The sequence below is a fragment of the Aquipseudomonas guryensis genome, assembly GCF_014164785.1.
Classification (GTDB): domain Bacteria; phylum Pseudomonadota; class Gammaproteobacteria; order Pseudomonadales; family Pseudomonadaceae; genus Aquipseudomonas; species Aquipseudomonas guryensis.
This window is the reverse complement of the sequence record NZ_JACJFN010000002.1, coordinates 34,109-50,939: the sequence shown is the minus strand read 5'-3', so window position 1 is coordinate 50,939 and position 16,831 is coordinate 34,109. Positions and strand designations below refer to the sequence as shown.

Below are 16,831 nucleotides of genomic sequence, written 5' to 3'. Positions count from 1 at the left end.
CGGCGCTTTCCTTAAGTGAACAGCGTTAGGGCATTGCCCGGCTTTTTCACCTATTCGGCATCACCACATCAGGTCGTCCGGCACCTGGTAGGCGGCGTACGGGTCGTCGGCATCCGGCGCTTCGGTCTGGGTGTTGAGCAGCAACACGCGCTGCGGGTCGCGCTCCTGGATCTTCAGCGCGGCTTCGCGCGGGATGATCTCGTAGCCGCCGGCATGCCGGACGATGGCCAGCGAGCCACGACTGAGCTTGTCACGCAGCATGCCGTTGACCGCGATGCGCTTGACCTTCTTGTCGTCGACGAAGTTGTAGTAGTCCTCGCTGGTCATCTTCGGCAGGCGCGAGGTCTCGATCAGTTGCTTGATCTGCGCGGCGAGGGCCTTCTGAGCAGCCTTCTCCTGCTGCTGGCGGTTCAGCTCCTGGTCACGCGCGACCTTCTCGGCCATGGCCTGCAGGGCGGCCTGCTTCTGCGAGTCATCGACTTCGACCTGGTTCTTCTTCTCCAGGCGCTGCTGCTTCTGCTTCTGCTTGCCGGCCTGTTTGGCCTGCTTTTCATTGACCAGACCGGCTTTCAACAGCTGATCGCGGAGGGAAAGGCTCATAAGGCATTCAATCTCGACAGTTAACAGCCAGGCAGGCGTTTTTCCTGCTTCTTGGCTTCGCCCCACAGGGCATCCAGTTGTTCCAGGCTGCAATTCTCAATGGCCTGGCCGGCTGCGCGCAAGGTTTGTTCGATAAAGCGGAAGCGCCGCTCGAACTTGCCGTTGGCGCTACGCAGGGCAGTTTCCGGATCGACCTTGAGATGGCGCGCCAGGTTGGTGACCACGAACAGCAGGTCGCCGATTTCCTCGGCGATGGCCTGCGGGTCGTTCTCGCTCATGGCCTCCAGCACTTCGTCCAGCTCCTCGCGCACCTTGTCCACCACCGGCAGGGCTTCCGGCCAGTCGAAACCGACCTGGGCCGCGCGCTTCTGCAGCTTGACCGCGCGACTCAGAGCCGGCAGCGCGTTGGGCAAATCATCCAGCAGCGACAGCTGCTCGGGGACGGCGGCCTTTTCTGCACGTTCCTCGGCCTTCAATTCTTCCCAGCGCTGCTTGACCGCTGCTTCCTCGAGTTTCGCCGCATCCGGCGCGCCATACAGGTCGCCATCGACGAACACGTGGGGATGGCGGCGAATCAGCTTGCGGGTAATGCCATCGACCACCTGGGCGAACTCGAAACGCCCCTCCTCGCGGGCCAGCTGGCTGTAGTAGACCACCTGGAACAGCAGGTCGCCGAGCTCGCCTGGCAGGTGCTCGAAGTCGCTGCGCTCGATGGCGTCGGCCACCTCGTAGGCTTCCTCGATGGTGTGGGGGACGATGGTCGCGTAGCTCTGTTTGAGGTCCCACGGGCAGCCGTGCTGCGGGTCGCGCAGGCGGGCCATCAGGTGCAGCAGGTCGTCGAGTTGGTACATGACAAGCCCTGGATAGGTAATTAGCGGGTAGCCCGGATAGGTAACGGTCAGGGTTGAGCGTCGCGAGCGAAGGGCTGGCTAGGCGAAGTGGCGCCGGAAAAGCGGAGTTGGCTGTGGCCAATGAGCATTTTCCGGCGCCACTTCAACAACGCCAGACCGAGCGCAGCAGCTCAACTGCTGCGGCTGCGGCGGGCCTCGATAATATTGGGCAACTGCGAGATGCGCCCGAGCAAACGCGCCAGCGCATCCAGCCCGGGAATCTCGACGGTAATCGACATCGACGCGGTGTTGTCTTCCTTGTTCGAGCGGGTGTTCACCGCCAGCACGTTGAGCCGTTCGTTGAGCAGCAGCTGGGAGACGTCGCGCAGCAGGCCGGAGCGGTCGTAGGCCTTGATCACGATATCCACCGGGTAGGTCTGCACCGGCACCGGGCCCCAGCTGACCTGGATGATCCGCTCCGGCTCGCGCCCGGCCAGCTGCAACACCGAGGCGCAGTCCTGGCGGTGGATGGAAACCCCGCGGCCAACGGTGATGTAGCCGACGATCGGGTCGCCCGGCAGCGGCTGGCAGCAGCCGGCCATCTGCGTCAGCAGGTTGCCGACGCCCTGGATCTGGATATCGCCGCGTTTGCCCGGTTTGAAGCCGGTGCTGGCACGCCGCGGGATCAGCTCCAGCTGCTCGTTGCCACGCTCCGGCTCGACCAGTTGCTGCGCCATATTGACCGCGTGGGCCAGGCGCAGGTCGCCGGCGCCGAGGGCGGCATGCATGTCCTCGGCGGTCTTCATGTTGCACTTGTCGGCCAGCTTGTCGAAGTCCACGTGCGGCAACGCCAGACGCGCCAATTCGCGCTCGAGCATGGTCTTGCCGGCGGCGACGTTCTGGTCGCGGTCCTGCAGCTTGAACCAGTGGACGATCTTCGCCCGGGCCCGTGAGGTGGTTATGTAGCCTAGGTTGGAGTTCAGCCAGTCGCGGCTCGGCGAGCCGTTCTTGCCGGTGATGATCTCCACCTGCTCGCCGGTCTGCAGGCTGTAGCTGAGCGGCACGATGCGCCCGTTGATCTTGGCGCCACGGCAGTTGTGGCCGATCTCGGTATGTACGCGGTAGGCGAAGTCCAGCGGCGTGGCGCCCTTGGGCAAGTCGATGGCGTGACCGTCCGGGGTAAACACGTAGACCCGGTCCGGCTCGATATCGACGCGCAGCTGTTCGGCCAGGCCGCCGATGTCGCCGAGTTCTTCGTGCCACTCAAGCACCTGGCGCAGCCAGGAGATCTTCTCCTCGTAGTGGTCGGAGTTGCCCTTGACGTCGGTGCCCTTGTACTTCCAGTGCGCGCACACGCCCAGCTCGGCTTCCTCGTGCATGGCCGAGGTGCGGATCTGTACTTCCAACACCTTGCCGTCCGGGCCGATCACCGCGGTGTGCAGGGAGCGGTAGCCATTCTCCTTGGGGTTGGCGATGTAGTCGTCGAACTCCTTGGGGATGTGCCGCCACAGGCTGTGCACGATGCCCAGCGCGGTGTAGCAGTCGCGCATTTCCGGCACCAGCACGCGCACCGCGCGCACGTCGTAGATCTGGCTGAACTGCAGGCCCTTGCGCTGCATCTTGCGCCAGATCGAATAGATGTGTTTTGCCCGCCCGCTGATGTCCGGCTTGATCCCGGCGGCAGTCAGCTCTTCGCGCAGCTGCTTCATCACATCGTTGATGTACTGCTCACGATCGAGGCGGCGCTCGTGCAGCAGCTTGGCGATCTGCTTGTACTGCTCAGGCTCCAGGTAGCGGAAGGACAGGTCCTCCAGCTCCCACTTGATGTGGCCAATCCCTAAGCGGTGAGCCAGCGGCGCGTAGATGTCGAAAACCTCGCGGGCCACGCGGTGGCGCTTCTCGTCGTCGGCATGCTTGACCGCACGAATCGCGCAGGTGCGCTCGGCCAGCTTGATCAGCGCCACGCGCACATCATCGACCATGGCTACCAGCATCTTGCGCAGGTTCTCCACCTGCGCCTGGGAGCCGAGCACCAGGGAGTCGCGCGGATTCAGCGAGGCGCTGATAGCCGCCATGCGCAGCACACCCTCGACCAGCTTGGCCACTACCGGGCCGAACTTTTCCTGCACCGTTTTGAGGGTGATCTTGCCTTCGCGCACGGCGCGGTAGATCACCGCGGCCACCAGCGAATCCTGGTCGAGCTTGAGGTCGGCGAGGATCTCGGCGATCTCCAGACCGGTACGGAAACTGGAGTTGCCCTCGGCCCACAGGTTCTGCGCGGCGTTGGCCTGCTGCTCGGCATCGCGGGCGAACTCGCAGGCGACTTGCAGCGCCGCGCGGTCCAGCGCCGGGTCGGCTTTCAGGGTGTGGTCCAGCCACGCTTGCAGGTTGATGCTGCCGTCATCGTTGATCGGCTGATGAGCCCTGACCTGTACCATCTCTTACCTTCCCTACGGCGAGCGCTCGACTCGCAGAAATATCGCCAGCCTCTCTGGGCCAGTCGGATTACGTGGACTTCCTAGTCCACCTCGAATAACGCCATTGCCTCGACATGTGCCGTCTGCGGAAACATGTCGAGAATGCCGGCCCGTTTCAGCCGATAACCCTGGCGCACCAGCTCGGCCGCATCGCGGGCCAGGGTCGCCGGATTGCACGATACATAGACCAGGCGCCGGGCGCCCAGCGCACCAATCTGCTTGACCACCTCGAACGCGCCATCACGCGGCGGATCGAGCAATACCGCGTCGAACGGTCGCCTGGCCCAGCTGGCCTCGGCCAGCGGTTTCGACAGGTCGGCACGGAAAAAGTGCAGGTTACCCAGGCCGTTTGCCGCGGCATTGCCACGCGCACGTTCGACCATCGCCTGCACCCCTTCCACCGCCACCACCTCGGCGACCTGCTGCGCCAACGGCAGGGCAAAGTTGCCCAGGCCGCAGAACAGATCCAGCACCCGTTCGCCAGTCTGCGCTGCCAACCAGTCTAGTGCCTGCTCGACCATCGCCTGATTGACCGGCTCGTTGACCTGGACGAAATCCCCCGGCCGGTACTGCAGCTCCAGGTTCCAGGGTTCAAGGCGGTAACCCAGGCTCAGCCCAGGCTGATCGGCCTCAGGCTCGCCGGCACCGTGCAGCCACAGCTGCGCCTGGTGCTCGCTACAGAAACTGCGCAGGCGCGCCAGGTCGGCCTCGCCCAGCGGCGCCGTGTGGCGCAACAGCAGGGCCGCCTGGGTGCCGTGGAACAGTTCGACGTGACCAAGCGCCTGGGGTTTTTCCAGGCTGCGCAGTAACAGCGGTAACGCGCGCAGCAAAGGCTGCAAGGGCTGTACCAGTACTGGGCAGTCGGCGATGGCAACGATGTCCTGGCTGGCGGCGGCGCGGAAGCCGACCTCAAGCTGCTTGTTCTTGACGTCCCAGCGCACGGCGATGCGCGCGCGACGGCGGTAAGCAAACTCGGGGCCGACCAGCGGCGCGGCCCACTGCTCGGGCTCAACTCCGCCCACGCGCTGCAGCTGTTCACTCAGGCTGCGCTGTTTCAGGGCAAGCTGCTCGGCGTGTGGCAGGTGCTGCAGGGTGCAGCCGCCACACGTGCCGGCATGCGCGCAAGGCGGCTGGCGACGCAGCTCCACCGCCTGCAGGATGCGCTCGGCGCGGGCCTCGACCACCTGGCTGCGCGCTGCCAGCACGCGCGCTTCGACCTCTTCGCCGGGCAGCGCGCCGGCGACGAACCAGCTGCGCCCCTCGACGAAAGCGATACCGCGGCCATCGTTGGCCAGCCGCTCGATGCTGAGCTTCTGCTTCTTGCCCACCGGCACCTGCGCCTTGCGCTCGCCGCCGCTGGGTTGGAAACGCAAGCCACTGCTGCGCTTGGCCATCTGGATTACCTGCTGATCGATACGCTGAGGCCGCAGCCTGGCTGCGGCCGTGGAGATTATTGCGGGTCGTCGTAGACGCCGGTGGACAGGTAGCGGTCGCCGCGGTCGCAGATGATCGCCACCATCACCGCGTTCTCCACTTCCTGCGACAGGCGCAGCATGGCCGCCACCGAACCGCCGGACGACACGCCACAGAAGATGCCTTCCTCGCGCGCCAGGCGCCGCATCACCTGCTCGGCTTCCAGCTGGCTCATGTCGATCACCCGGTCCACTCGCGTGGCGTCGAAGATCTTCGGCAGGTATTCCTCGGGCCAGCGGCGAATACCGGGAATCGCCGAACCTTCCTGCGGCTGCAGGCCGACGATCTGCACCGCCGGGTTTTGTTCCTTGAGGTAACGCGACACGCCCATGATGGTGCCGGTAGTGCCCATGGAGCTGATGAAGTGGGTGATGCTGCCCTGGGTCTGCTGCCAGATCTCCGGGCCGGTGCCGGTGTAGTGGGCCACCGGGTTGTCGCCGTTGGCGAACTGGTCGAGCACCTTGCCACGCCCATCGGCCTGCATCTGCAGGGCCAGGTCACGAGCACCTTCCATGCTGTCGACCAGGATCAGCTCGGCACCGTAGGCGGTCATCGCCGCCTTGCGTTCGGCGGTGGAGTTGTCCGGCATGATCAGCACCATCTGGTAACCCTTGATCGCCGCAGCCATGGCCAGGGCGATGCCGGTGTTGCCGCTGGTGGCCTCGATCAGCATGTCGCCGGGCTGTATGTCGCCACGTTGCTCGGCGCGACTGATCATCGACAGCGCCGGACGGTCCTTCACCGATCCGGCCGGGTTGTTACCCTCCAGCTTCACCAGCAAGGTGTTGGAGGTGTTGCCGGGCAGGCGTTGCAAGCGAACCAGCGGGGTGTTGCCGATGCAATCGGCGATGGTGGGAAACTGCAGGCTCATGGCGAACTGAATGATCCGAGTACAGAAAGGCGTCCATGATAACGGCAAACCGTCGCCCGCCATATCGCAGGAACTGCCCAGCTTGTTACCAATACTTATATAGAGACCTAAGCGGCTGTCAGCCATGCCGGTCAGCCGCTAAACTCGACGGACACTTACCTGCTGGAGAACCCCGTGTTCAAGGAACTCGGCATCAAGGGCCGCGTGCTGCTGCTCACCCTGCTGCCCACCAGCCTGCTAGCCCTGGTCCTGGGTGGCTATTTCACCTGGATGCAGCTGGCCGAATTGCGTGCCCAGCTGCAACAGCGCGGCGAACTGGTGGTGCAGCAACTGGCGCCTCTGGCCGCGCCGGCGCTGGGCCGCAACGACACCAAGCTGCTCGAACGCCTGGCCCAGGAAACCCTCAACCAGGCCGATGTGCGCGCCGTCAGCTTCCTCTCCAGCGAACGCCAACCCCTGGCCCAGGCAGGCCCGAGCATGCTCAGCCCACCGCCGCAGAGCGACGGCAGCCCACTGGTGCAGAGCAGCGGCCTGGATGCCACGCGCTTTCTGCTGCCGGTCTACGGCCGTCACCGCAGCCTGGTCAGCGAGCAGAGCGACGACGAAGCCAACCGCCTGATCGGCTGGGTCGAGCTGGAACTGTCACACCACCGCACCCTGCTGCAGGGCTATCGCAGCCTGTTCGCCAGCCTGCTGCTGATCGTCACCGGGCTGACCGTCACCGCCCTGCTCGCCCTGCGCATGAGCCGCAGCATCAATGAGCCGCTGCGCAGCATCAAACAGGGTGTGGCCCAGCTTAAGGACGGCAATCTGCAGACGCGCCTGCCAGCCCTCGGCAACCATGAACTGGACGAACTGGCCTCAGGCATCAACCGCATGGCCGAGTCGCTGCAGAATGCCCAGGAAGAACTGCAGCACAGCATCGACCAAGCCACCGAGGACGTACGACAGAACCTGGAGACCATCGAGATCCAGAACATCGAGCTGGACTTCGCGCGCAAGGAGGCCCTGGAGGCCAGCCGCATCAAGTCGGAGTTCCTCGCCAACATGAGCCACGAGATCCGCACACCGCTCAACGGCATCCTCGGTTTCACCAACCTGCTGCAGAAAAGCGACCTGACCCCGCGCCAGCAGGACTACCTGGGTACCATCGAAAAGTCCGCCGAGAGCCTGCTGGGAATCATCAACGAGATCCTCGACTTCTCCAAGATCGAGGCCGGCAAGCTGGTGCTGGAAAGCATTCCGTTCAACCTGCGCGACCTGTTGCAGGACACCCTGACCCTGCTCGCCCCCGCCGCCCACGAGAAACAGCTGGAGCTGGTCAGCCTGGTCTACCGCGACACCCCGCTGTCGCTGCAGGGCGACCCGCAACGGCTCAAGCAGGTACTGACCAACCTGGTCAGTAACGCCATCAAGTTCACCCGCGAAGGCACCATCGCCCTGCGCGCCATGGTCGAAGACGAAAGCGACGATCGAGCGCAACTGCGCATCAGCGTGCAGGACACTGGTGTCGGCCTGTCAGACGAAGATCAGCGCGCGCTGTTCCAGGCCTTCAGCCAGGCCGATAACTCGCTGTCGCGTCAAGCCGGCGGCACCGGCCTGGGCCTGGTGATTTCCAAGCGACTGATCGAACAGATGGGCGGCGAGATCGGCGTGGACAGCACGCCCGAGGAAGGTTCGGAGTTCTGGATCAGCCTGAGCCTGCCCAAGGCGCGCGACGACAGCGAAGACCTGCCGCGGGCGCCACTCAGCGGTCGCCGCGTGGCCATGCTGGAATCCCATGCGCTGGTCCACCAGGCACTGATTCATCAGCTGGAAGATTGCGGCCTGCAGGTACTGCCGTTCACTAGCCTCGACGCCCTGCTGGAAGGTGTGGCGCAGCACCAGCAAAGCCAGCAGCCGATCGAGCTGGCCGTGCTCGGCGTGCGCGTGCAAGAGCTGCCGCCGGAACAGCTTAGCCAGCGCATCTGGGACCTCGACCGCCTCGGCTGCAAGAGTTTGGTGCTGTGCCCGACCACCGAGCAGGCGCTGTACCACGAGAGCCTGCCGGACGCCCACAGCCAGCTGCAGGCCAAGCCCGCCTGCACGCGCAAGCTGCAGCGTGCCCTGTCCGACCTGATCCACCCGCGCCAGCACAGAAGCGAAAGCCGCCAGCCGCTGACCAGCCGCGCACCGCGCCTGCTGTGTGTCGACGACAACCCGGCCAACTTACTGCTGGTGCAGACCCTGCTCGGCGACATGGGCGCCGAGGTGATTGCCGTGGACAGCGGCTATGCCGCCCTGGACAGCGTGCAGCAGCACAACTTCGATCTGGTCTTCATGGATGTGCAGATGCCAGGTATGGACGGTCGGCAGGCCACCGAGGCGATCCGCCAGTGGGAACAGGAGCGCGAGCGCAGCCCGATGCCGATCGTCGCCCTCACCGCCCATGCCCTCGCCAACGAGAAGCGCGCCCTGCTGCAGAGCGGCATGGACGACTACCTGACCAAGCCGATCAACGAGCGCCAGCTGGCCCAGGTGGTACTCAAGTGGACCGGCCTCGACCTGCGTGGCCAGGTCGTCGCCAGTGCCGCCGACAGCGCGCCGGCCAACAGTTCGCTGCAGGTGCTGGATGCCGAGGAAGGCCTGCGCCTGGCGGCCGGCAAGGCCGATCTGGCCGCCGACATGCTGAGCATGCTCTTGGCTTCGCTGGCTGCCGACCGCCAGACCATTCGCCAGGCCCGCGAAAGCGGTGACCGCAACGCCTTGCTCGAACGGGTACACCGTCTGCACGGCGCCACCCGCTACTGCGGCGTGCCGCAATTACGCGCGGCCTGCCAACGCAGCGAAACCCTGCTGAAACAGGAGAGCCCCGCCGCCCAGGGCGCCCTCGACGAACTCGACGCAGCCATCGCCCGCCTGGCCGAGGAGGCCGCAGTCAGCGCCTGAAACCAGCCCACGCCGGGCCTCTCTATTCACCTATGGGATGCGGGCTGGCAACCTGCATCCCGCCCCAGGAAACCGCCATGCGCATCATCCTGTTCAGCAGCAAGCCCTACGACCGCGACAGTTTCCTCGCCGCCAGCGCACCCGCCGACTGGCAACTGCAATTCCAGGAAGCCCACCTCAACCTGCACACCGCGGCGCTGGCCGCCGGCTACCCGGTGGTCTGCGCCTTTATCAACGACGATCTATCGGCCGCCGTGCTTGAGCGCCTGGCCGCGGGTGGCACACGCCTGATTGCCCTGCGCTCAGCCGGCTACAACCATGTCGACCTCGATGCCGCGCAGCAGCTCGGCCTGGTCGTGGTGCGCGTGCCGGCCTACTCGCCCTTTGCCGTGGCCGAGCATGCGGTCGCGCTGATCATGGCGCTCAACCGGCGCATCCACCGCGCCTTCAACCGCACCCGCGAAGGCGATTTCAGCCTGCACGGGCTGACCGGCTTCGACCTGCATGGCAAATGCGTCGGGGTGATCGGTGCCGGCAAGATCGGCCAGGCCTTCGCCCGCATCATGGCCGGCTTCGGCTGCACGGTGCAGCTGTATGACCCCTACCCGGTGAGCAACCTGAGCGAACTCGGCGCCCGCCAGGTCAGCCTCGACGAACTGATCGCCAGTAGCGACATCATCAGCCTGCACTGCCCGCTGAACGACAGCAGCCGCCACCTGATCGATGGCCCGCGCCTGGCGCAGATGAAACGCGGCGCCATGCTGATCAATACCGGTCGCGGCGCCCTAGTCGACACCCCGGCGCTCATCGGCGCGCTGAAAAGCGGTCAGCTCGGCTATCTCGGTATCGACGTCTACGAAGAAGAAGCCGAGCTATTCTTCGAGGATCGCTCCGACCAGCCGCTGCAGGACGACGTGCTGGCACGCCTGCTGACCTTTCCCAACGTCATCGTCACCGCCCACCAGGCCTTCCTCACCCGCGAGGCGCTGGCGGCGATTGCCCGCACTACCCTGGACAACATCGCCGCCTGGAGCGCGGGCCAGCCGGTCAATCGGGTAAGCGCAACCCCGTGATAGCATTCGCGCTGACTTGGAGGACTCATGGCTCTACACGACTTTCGCTACACCCTGCTCAGCCCGCAACACACCCTGACCGAATGCCGCGCCCTGGTGCCCGGTCGTTACCAGGTCACCGGCAATGGCGGCGCCATCCAGAATGGTGACACCCTGCTGGTGACCCTCAAGGGCAGTCGCGAACTGACCCTGCGCCTGGAAGTGGAAAAGGTCCGCCGCCTGATCAATCCGCCAGGCCAGTGGGTAGCCGTAGCTACCGGTCCGGTCTTCCGCGAACTGGCTATCCTCAACTGGCAGGTGACCTGCGACGGTTGCGCCGCCCAGCTGGACTTCGAGTTCGCGGTAGACGCCGCGCTCGGTGAAAAGGCCCGCCCGGCCGCCGCCGAAGCGCGCATCCAGGAACTCGGCTGGCACAGCCGTAATGGCCAGCACCTTTGCCCCCGCTGCATGGAGAAAAGCGCATGAAACCAGCCCTCGCCCTGCTCGCCGCCAGCCTGGCCGGCTGCGCCGCCGACCCGGTGCAACTGGAAAGCGACAAGACCTACCGGGTCGAGTGGATTGGCGAGCGTCCGCTGATTGATCGCAGCCACCTGACCGTGACCCTCGGCGAAGATGGCCGCGCCTATGGCACTGCCGGCTGCAACCACTGGTTCGCCGCCTACACCCGCGAGGGTGACAAGCTGCACTTCGAGACTGCCGGCAGCACCCGCAAGATGTGCGCTCCCGCGCTGATGGAACAGGAACAACGCTTCCTCGAAGCCCTGGGTCAGGTGCAGCGCTGGGATGTCTCGGGGATTGGTCAGCTGCGTCTGTGGCCGGCAGCGGGCAAGCCAATCCGTCTGTGGCCGGATGAAGGCTGAGTAGCGCCATTCCCTCTCCCCCGGCCCCTCTCCCACAAGTGGGAGAGGGGAGTTGCCGAGGTTCGAATCAGGCTCTGCGCCCATCCGCCGAATCGGTCACGCGCAGGCCCTGCCAGAGCCCATTCACGCCCACCCTACTCAATCCCCACGCGACTTGTTGCGCTGCTCGGCCAGGCGCTCGGCCAGCGCATCCAGCTCGGGAATGGCTGCATCCGGCAGCTTGCGCAACACCCCCTGGGTGACCTTCATCTGGCGGATGAAGCGCCGGCAGTGGCGACACATGGCCAGATGCGCACGCACACCCAGACGCTCGCGCAGGTTCAGCTGGCCATCGAGATAATCGCTGGAATGGGCTACCAGTTCCTTACAGCTCAGCATTGGCCGGTCTCCTCGAAATGCTCCAGGGTGGCGAACACCTTGAGCCGCGCGCGGTGCAACAGCACCCGCACATTGGAGAGAGAAAGCTCGAGAAGATTACAGATCTCCTCCAATTCCAGACCCTGACGCTCACGCAGCAGCAATACGCTGGCCTGCATCTCGGAGAGGCTGGCCAGGGTTTTTTCCAGGCACTGGCGCAACTCTTCCTCGCTCAGCAGGGCTTCGGGCGAGTCCTCGTGCCAGGCATTGGGTGGTGTCTGCCAGTGGCCATCCGCGGCGAAACGCTCGCCGCCAACACTACCGTGGGGCCCGGGCAGGTCATCCAGCAGCACTTCGCGGCGATTTTGCTTGAGGCGGGTCTTGGCGGTGTTGGCGGTGATGGTCAGCAGCCAGGTCTTCAGGCTGGAGCGCTGCTGGAAGCCCTCCAGGTTGCGCACCACGGCCAACCAGGCATCCTGCACCACTTCGTCGGCATTGCGACTGCCGACAATGGCGTAGGCCACCGCGCGCATGGCGCCCTGGTAGGTGGCGACCAGCTCGCGGAAAGCCTGTTGCTCACCAGCCAGCAGGCGGGTGAGCAGCTCGACGTCGTTCCCTGACATGCTCGCCGTGAGCCTCTATCAGTGCTTGCGCAGGATCACGCTGCCGATGGAGTACCCCGCGCCGAAGGAGCTGAGCACCCCCAGCGCGCCACTCGGCAGGTCGTCCTGGTGCTTGTGGAAGGCAATCACCGAGCCGGCCGAGCTGGTGTTGGCGTAGGTATCGAGAATCACCGGCGCTTCACCTTCCTCAGCATCACGACCGAGCAACTTGCGGGCAATCAGCAGATTCATGTTGAGGTTGGCCTGGTGCAGCCAGAAGCGCTTCACGTCGCTGACGTTGAGCTGGTTCTCGTCCAGGTGGGCGGCGATCAGCTCGGCGACCATCGGGCAGACTTCCTTGAACACCTTGCGGCCTTCCTGGACGAACAGCTTGTCCGGCGCGCCGATGCCCTCTTCCGCTGCGCGGTTGAGGAAGCCGAAGTTGTTGCGGATATTGTTGGAGAACTGGGTCAGCAGCTTGGTGCCGACGATGTCCCACTGGTACTGCGAGGTGGCCAGATCGGCACGTTCGACGATCACCGCGGTGGCCGCATCGCCGAAGATGAAGTGGCTGTCGCGATCACGAAAGTTCAGGTGACCGGTGCAGATTTCCGGGTTGACCATCAGCACTGCGCGGGCCTGGCCAGTCTGGATTGCGGTGGTGGCGGCCTGGATGCCGAAGGTGGCCGAGGAGCAGGCCACGTTCATGTCGTAGCCCCAGCCGTTGATGCCGAGGGCGGCCTGCACTTCGATGGCCACAGCCGGGTAGGCGCGTTGCAGGTTCGAGCAGGCAACGATGACCCCGTCGATATCGGCGACGGTCTTGCCAGCGCGCTGCAGGGCTTCCTTGGCGGCGCCAACGGCCATCTCGCAGAGAATGCCCCACTCCTCGTTACTGCGCTCAGGAATACGCGGGATCATGCGCTGCGGGTCGAGAATGCCAGCCTTGTCGATCACGAAGCGGCTCTTGATGCCCGATGCCTTCTCGATGAAGGCTGCGTTGGACTCGGTCAGCGCCGTAATTTCACCGCGCTCGATGGCCTCAGCATTGTCGGCGTTGAACTGCTGCACATAGGCATTGAAGGAAACCACCAGCTCCTCGTTGGAGATGCTGTTAGCTGGGGTATGCAGGCCAGTGCCACTGATTACGGCTTTGTGCACGGGGCGTTCCTCTTGTTCTGGGTCGTCGTCGCGACCAGTTGTGCGATAAGCCTGCGGCCAGCCGCAGGCAGAAATTCTTGGTCAGGCGAGGCGTCAGCGCCAGGCAGTGGCACGCCCCGCTTGAAAACATCGAGTTTGCCACAGCCGGGCGCTGGCTGCTGCTTCGGCACGTCAGTGCCAGACTGGCGGCGCCTAACCCTGAGCAAAGAGAGATGCTGTTTTAGCGACACAAGGCACAGATAAAATGCGGCGATTTTCGCCAATCTAGCGACTATTCCTGCAAGGTCGCTCAGGCTCTGTTAGCGCTTGCCTAACGTCCCAGCCAAGCCAAAGCACTTTGACCCATCAATCAGGAACGGCGCAAAATCGAACCTGGCCGCGGCAGAACAGCGCAAGGCCCCCGACATGCTGTGCGGCCGGCATCAATCCGCCGACACACCTCACCCTTATGGATAGATCGAGGCTCCCGACATGGCTCTGCATACGTGGCTCATCTATCTGCTCGCCGTTATCGGCCTGGCTCTGACCCCAGGCCCCAACAGTTTGCTGGCCCTGACCCATGGTGCCCTGCACGGTCATCGCAAAGCCCTGTGGACCGTCTGTGGTGGCGTGCTCGGCTTTGTGCTGCTGATGGCCCTGTCGATGTTCGGCCTGGCGGCTCTGCTGCAGGCCTCGGTCGACGCACTGATCCTGCTCAAATGGCTGGGTGGTGCCTATCTGATCTGGCTGGGCGTGCAACTCTGGCGCTCGCTGCCGCTACAGTTGCAGAGCCTTGCAGCAAGCACAGACCGACCAGCCATGGCTTTGCTGCGCCAGGGATTGCTGGCTGCACTATCCAACCCCAAGGTGATTCTGTTCTACGGCGCCTTCCTGCCACAGTTCATCGACCCGGCCCATGAACTCTGGCTACAGTTCGCCGTTATGGCATTGACCTTTGCCTTGGTCGAAGGCTTGGTGGAGTATGGACTGGCCCGCCTGGCGCAGCGTATCCGCCCCTGGCTGGAGCGTTCTGGACAGTTGTTCAACCGAATCTGCGGAGGTTTGTTCACCACGCTAGGAATCGCCTTGCCCCTGAGCCGTTGAAACAACCAACCCGAAGCGCCACTCAACCCGGTACTCGCATGCGTCTGCTGCTCCTCTCCCTGCTGCTGTGCAGCGCCAGCCTCAGCGCCGAACCGCGCCCGCTGCGCTTCCCGATCAGCGAGAGCTGGGCCATGCCGATGGTCGAGATCGACGAAGGCCGCCCCACCCGGGGCATCCTCTATGATCTGCAGCTACGCCTGGCGCAAAAGGTCGGGCGGCGCGCCGAGATGCAGGTCATGCCGCGTCTGCGCGTGCAGCAAATGCTCGTGCGCGGCGAAATAGACGTGCGTTGCTACGTCAACCCGGCCTGGCTAGAGGAATCCCATCACCAGTACATCTGGAGCGTGCCCTTCATGGTGCAGCGCGACCTGCTGGTCGGCCGCCCCGGCGACAGGCTGGCCCCGCTGCCAGGTGAGACCATCGGCACTGTACTGGGCTTCAGTTATCCGCAACTGCAAAGCGACTTCAATGCCGGACAGTTAGTGCGCGAAGATGCACGCACCCAGGAGCTGGCCCTGGCCAAGCTGGTCGCCGAACGTTATCGCTTCACGGTCAGTAATGAGCTGGCGCTACAGTGGTTCAACCGCCAGCAACCAGCCAACCGCAAGCTGCAGGTAGTCCGCGAAATTGCCAGCGACATCGTCGCCTGCATTGTCCGTGACGAGCCGGACGTGCCGACCATGCAACTGCTACGCGCCCTGGTGCAGATGAGCAACGATGGCGAATTCGAAGCGATCCTCGCCCGCTATCGCTGACACCCGCAGCCTCTACAAAGCACTTGCCAGCCGACCGCCCCAAGCCTAACTTGTACAACTCATGTACAAGAATACAAAGCCATGCTCACGCCCTCTTTACCCTTGACCCTGTATGTCGACGCCAGCTGCCCGCTATGCGCCAGGGAAATCCACCTACTGCAACGCCGGGCCGATCCGCAGCGCCTGCATCTGGTGGATATCAGCGCCGCAAACTTCGACGCCACAGCGGCCGGACGCAGCCGAGAGCAGCTAGGGCAGCTGCTGCATGCCCGCAGCGCCGATGGTCACTGGCTGACTGGCATAGATGCCACTTACTGGAGCTGGCACTGCGTTGGTCTGGGTAGCTGGGTCGCGCCACTGCGCTGGCGACCGATGCGTCCCTTCTGGCTGGTCGCCTACCGTATCTTCGCGCTGCTACGGCCACACCTTGACTGGTTGCCCCACCCGGATGGCGCAGCTCGCTGCCGTGACCGTTGCAGCGTGGAAAAGCCCGATGATGAGCAGCAAAAGCTGCGCTAGGCAGAGAAAACCCTTGCCACACACGCACATCATGTATAGGTTTTGTACAGGATCAGTTGGCGGCGTGTCACAAGCACTGGTCAGGTACCCGGCACGCCGCCACTGAGCCTGTTCAACGCCCCCGGCCAGTACTGGCTGACAGCCTACAAACCCGACTTCAACTTGCTGAACGCCCGCGTCAATGCCCGGTTGAACGCCTGACTGTTGTCGTTCTTGGTGTACAACTTGGCGCGCAGTGCCTGCGGCGGGTAGGTGCCGGGGTCGGCGAGGATGGCCGGATCGACCGTGGCATTCGCTGCCGGCACCGCATTGGCGTAGTAGATGCTGTTGCTGATGGCGCCGATTACCTCGGGCGTCATCAGGTGATCCATCAGCGCTAGCGCTTCCTGCGGGTGCGGCGCATCCGCCGGGATCACCATAGCATCGAACCAGATCAACGTGCCCTCGCGCGGGATGCTGTAGTGCAGGCTGTACGGCTTGCCCGCCTGCTGCGCCTGGCCGGCGGCGATCGATACGTTGCCATTCCACGACATCGCTAGACAGGTGTCGCCGTTGGCCAGGTCGGCGATATTGCGGTCGTTGTCGAAGTAACGAATAGATGGTCGCACCTTGGCCAGGTGCGCTTCGGCCAGTTTCAGGTCATCCAGGCTCTGCTTGTTTATATCCAGGCCCAGGTAGCGAAAGGTCGCGGCGAACACCTCGTTGGGATCGTTGAGGAAGCTCACCCCGCAGTCGGCGAATTTAGCGACCACCTGCGGATCGAGCAATATGGCCCAGCTATCGCTCGGCGCGTCGGCCATACGCTTGGCGATGGCCTCCTTCTGGTAGCCGACACCGGTGGTACCCCAGACGTATAACCCTGCGTAGCGGTTGCCCGGATCGAAGGCCGCCATGTGCCCGGTGAACTCCGCATCGAGCCCGGCGAAGTGCGGCAGCGCGGCCTTGTCCAGCGGCTGTAGCGCGCCGCTCTGGATCGCCCGTTGCAGGTGCTGGCCAGCGGTCAGCACCAGGTCGTAGCCGCTGCGGCCGGTGAGCAGCTTGGTCTCCACTGTCTCCAGCGAGTCGAAGTGGTCGGCCACCACCCTGATCCCAGTCTTCTGCTCGAAGGAAGACAGGGTGTCCGGGGCCAGGTATTCGTTCCAGATATACAGGTTGACCTGCTTGGGCGCTTCGGCCTCGGCCGCCTGCGCACTCGCGCAGACGGCCAGGCCCAGGGCTAACAGAGTGACGTGCAGTTTCATC

Annotated in this window: 16 protein-coding genes; 7 read left to right on the top strand and 9 right to left on the bottom strand. The window is 64.4% G+C overall.

The features are described from left to right. Positions 1-60 precede the first annotated feature (60 nt). The 5 genes from H3H45_RS07865 to cysM all read right to left on the bottom strand — a co-directional run bounded on the left by H3H45_RS07865 (position 61) and on the right by cysM (position 6,251). Complete coding sequence (locus H3H45_RS07865) at positions 61-600, bottom strand: DUF2058 domain-containing protein (protein WP_182833200.1); 540 nt, start codon at positions 598-600, stop codon at positions 61-63. Positions 601-620: 20 nt separating this feature from the next. Beyond that, a complete protein-coding gene (gene mazG, locus H3H45_RS07860) occupies positions 621-1,451 on the bottom strand; it encodes a nucleoside triphosphate pyrophosphohydrolase (protein WP_182833199.1) in 831 nt (276 codons plus the stop codon). Between the two features lie 170 nt (positions 1,452-1,621). Next, positions 1,622-3,868 carry a GTP diphosphokinase gene (relA, locus tag H3H45_RS07855; protein ID WP_182833198.1) on the bottom strand — a complete coding sequence of 749 codons (2,247 nt, stop codon included), beginning with the start codon at positions 3,866-3,868 and terminating at the stop codon, positions 1,622-1,624. An 80-nt stretch (positions 3,869-3,948) separates the two neighbouring features. Then, complete coding sequence (gene rlmD, locus H3H45_RS07850) at positions 3,949-5,301, bottom strand: 23S rRNA (uracil(1939)-C(5))-methyltransferase RlmD (protein WP_182833197.1); 1,353 nt, start codon at positions 5,299-5,301, stop codon at positions 3,949-3,951. 56 nt (positions 5,302-5,357) lie between these two features. Continuing rightward, positions 5,358-6,251 (bottom strand): cysteine synthase CysM, encoded by an 894-nt coding sequence (gene cysM, locus H3H45_RS07845; RefSeq protein ID WP_182833196.1) that lies wholly within the window; start codon positions 6,249-6,251, stop codon positions 5,358-5,360. Positions 6,252-6,425: 174 nt separating this feature from the next. On the opposite strand from cysM, the gene H3H45_RS07840 reads away from it, so the two are divergent. The 4 genes from H3H45_RS07840 (at position 6,426) to H3H45_RS07825 (ending at position 11,112) form a co-directional block, all read left to right on the top strand. Then, positions 6,426-9,179 (top strand): response regulator, encoded by a 2,754-nt coding sequence (locus tag H3H45_RS07840; RefSeq protein ID WP_182833195.1) that lies wholly within the window; start codon positions 6,426-6,428, stop codon positions 9,177-9,179. Positions 9,180-9,256: 77 nt separating this feature from the next. Next, on the top strand, positions 9,257-10,252 hold the full coding sequence (locus H3H45_RS07835) for a 2-hydroxyacid dehydrogenase (RefSeq protein ID WP_182833194.1): 996 nt from the start codon (positions 9,257-9,259) through the stop codon (positions 10,250-10,252). Positions 10,253-10,279: 27 nt separating this feature from the next. Continuing rightward, positions 10,280-10,717, top strand: a complete 438-nt coding sequence (locus H3H45_RS07830; protein WP_182833193.1) for a hypothetical protein — start codon at positions 10,280-10,282, stop codon at positions 10,715-10,717. Then, positions 10,714-11,112 carry an META domain-containing protein gene (locus H3H45_RS07825; protein ID WP_182833192.1) on the top strand — a complete coding sequence of 133 codons (399 nt, stop codon included), beginning with the start codon at positions 10,714-10,716 and terminating at the stop codon, positions 11,110-11,112. The genes H3H45_RS07830 and H3H45_RS07825 overlap by 4 nt, the downstream gene beginning before the upstream one ends. A gap of 138 nt (positions 11,113-11,250) precedes the next feature. On the opposite strand, the gene H3H45_RS07820 is transcribed toward H3H45_RS07825, so the two are convergent. The 3 genes from H3H45_RS07820 to H3H45_RS07810 are packed head-to-tail and all read right to left on the bottom strand — an operon-like array spanning position 11,251 to position 13,232. Beyond that, on the bottom strand, positions 11,251-11,490 hold the full coding sequence (locus tag H3H45_RS07820) for an anti-sigma factor family protein (RefSeq protein ID WP_182833191.1): 240 nt from the start codon (positions 11,488-11,490) through the stop codon (positions 11,251-11,253). After that, the gene (locus tag H3H45_RS07815) at positions 11,484-12,092 is read right to left on the bottom strand and encodes an RNA polymerase sigma factor (RefSeq protein WP_182833190.1); all 609 of its coding nucleotides are present in this window, start codon (positions 12,090-12,092) and stop codon (positions 11,484-11,486) included. The genes H3H45_RS07820 and H3H45_RS07815 overlap by 7 nt, the downstream gene beginning before the upstream one ends. A gap of 18 nt (positions 12,093-12,110) precedes the next feature. Next, positions 12,111-13,232: a beta-ketoacyl-ACP synthase III gene (locus tag H3H45_RS07810; protein ID WP_182833189.1), complete on the bottom strand. Its 1,122-nt coding sequence runs from the start codon at positions 13,230-13,232 to the stop codon at positions 12,111-12,113. Between the two features lie 471 nt (positions 13,233-13,703). Here H3H45_RS07810 and H3H45_RS07805 point away from each other — a divergent pair, with 471 nt between their 5' ends. The 3 genes from H3H45_RS07805 to H3H45_RS07795 all read left to right on the top strand — a co-directional run bounded on the left by H3H45_RS07805 (position 13,704) and on the right by H3H45_RS07795 (position 15,589). Beyond that, positions 13,704-14,315: a LysE family translocator gene (locus H3H45_RS07805; protein ID WP_182833188.1), complete on the top strand. Its 612-nt coding sequence runs from the start codon at positions 13,704-13,706 to the stop codon at positions 14,313-14,315. A 38-nt stretch (positions 14,316-14,353) separates the two neighbouring features. After that, a complete protein-coding gene (locus H3H45_RS07800; RefSeq protein WP_182833187.1) occupies positions 14,354-15,070 on the top strand; it encodes a substrate-binding periplasmic protein in 717 nt (238 codons plus the stop codon). Positions 15,071-15,151: 81 nt separating this feature from the next. Then, positions 15,152-15,589, top strand: a complete 438-nt coding sequence (locus H3H45_RS07795) for a thiol-disulfide oxidoreductase DCC family protein (protein ID WP_182833186.1) — start codon at positions 15,152-15,154, stop codon at positions 15,587-15,589. Positions 15,590-15,732: 143 nt separating this feature from the next. Here H3H45_RS07795 and H3H45_RS07790 read toward each other — a convergent pair whose 3' ends face one another. Then, the gene (locus H3H45_RS07790; RefSeq protein WP_182833185.1) at positions 15,733-16,830 is read right to left on the bottom strand and encodes an extracellular solute-binding protein; all 1,098 of its coding nucleotides are present in this window, start codon (positions 16,828-16,830) and stop codon (positions 15,733-15,735) included. Between the last annotated feature and the right edge of the window lies 1 nt (position 16,831).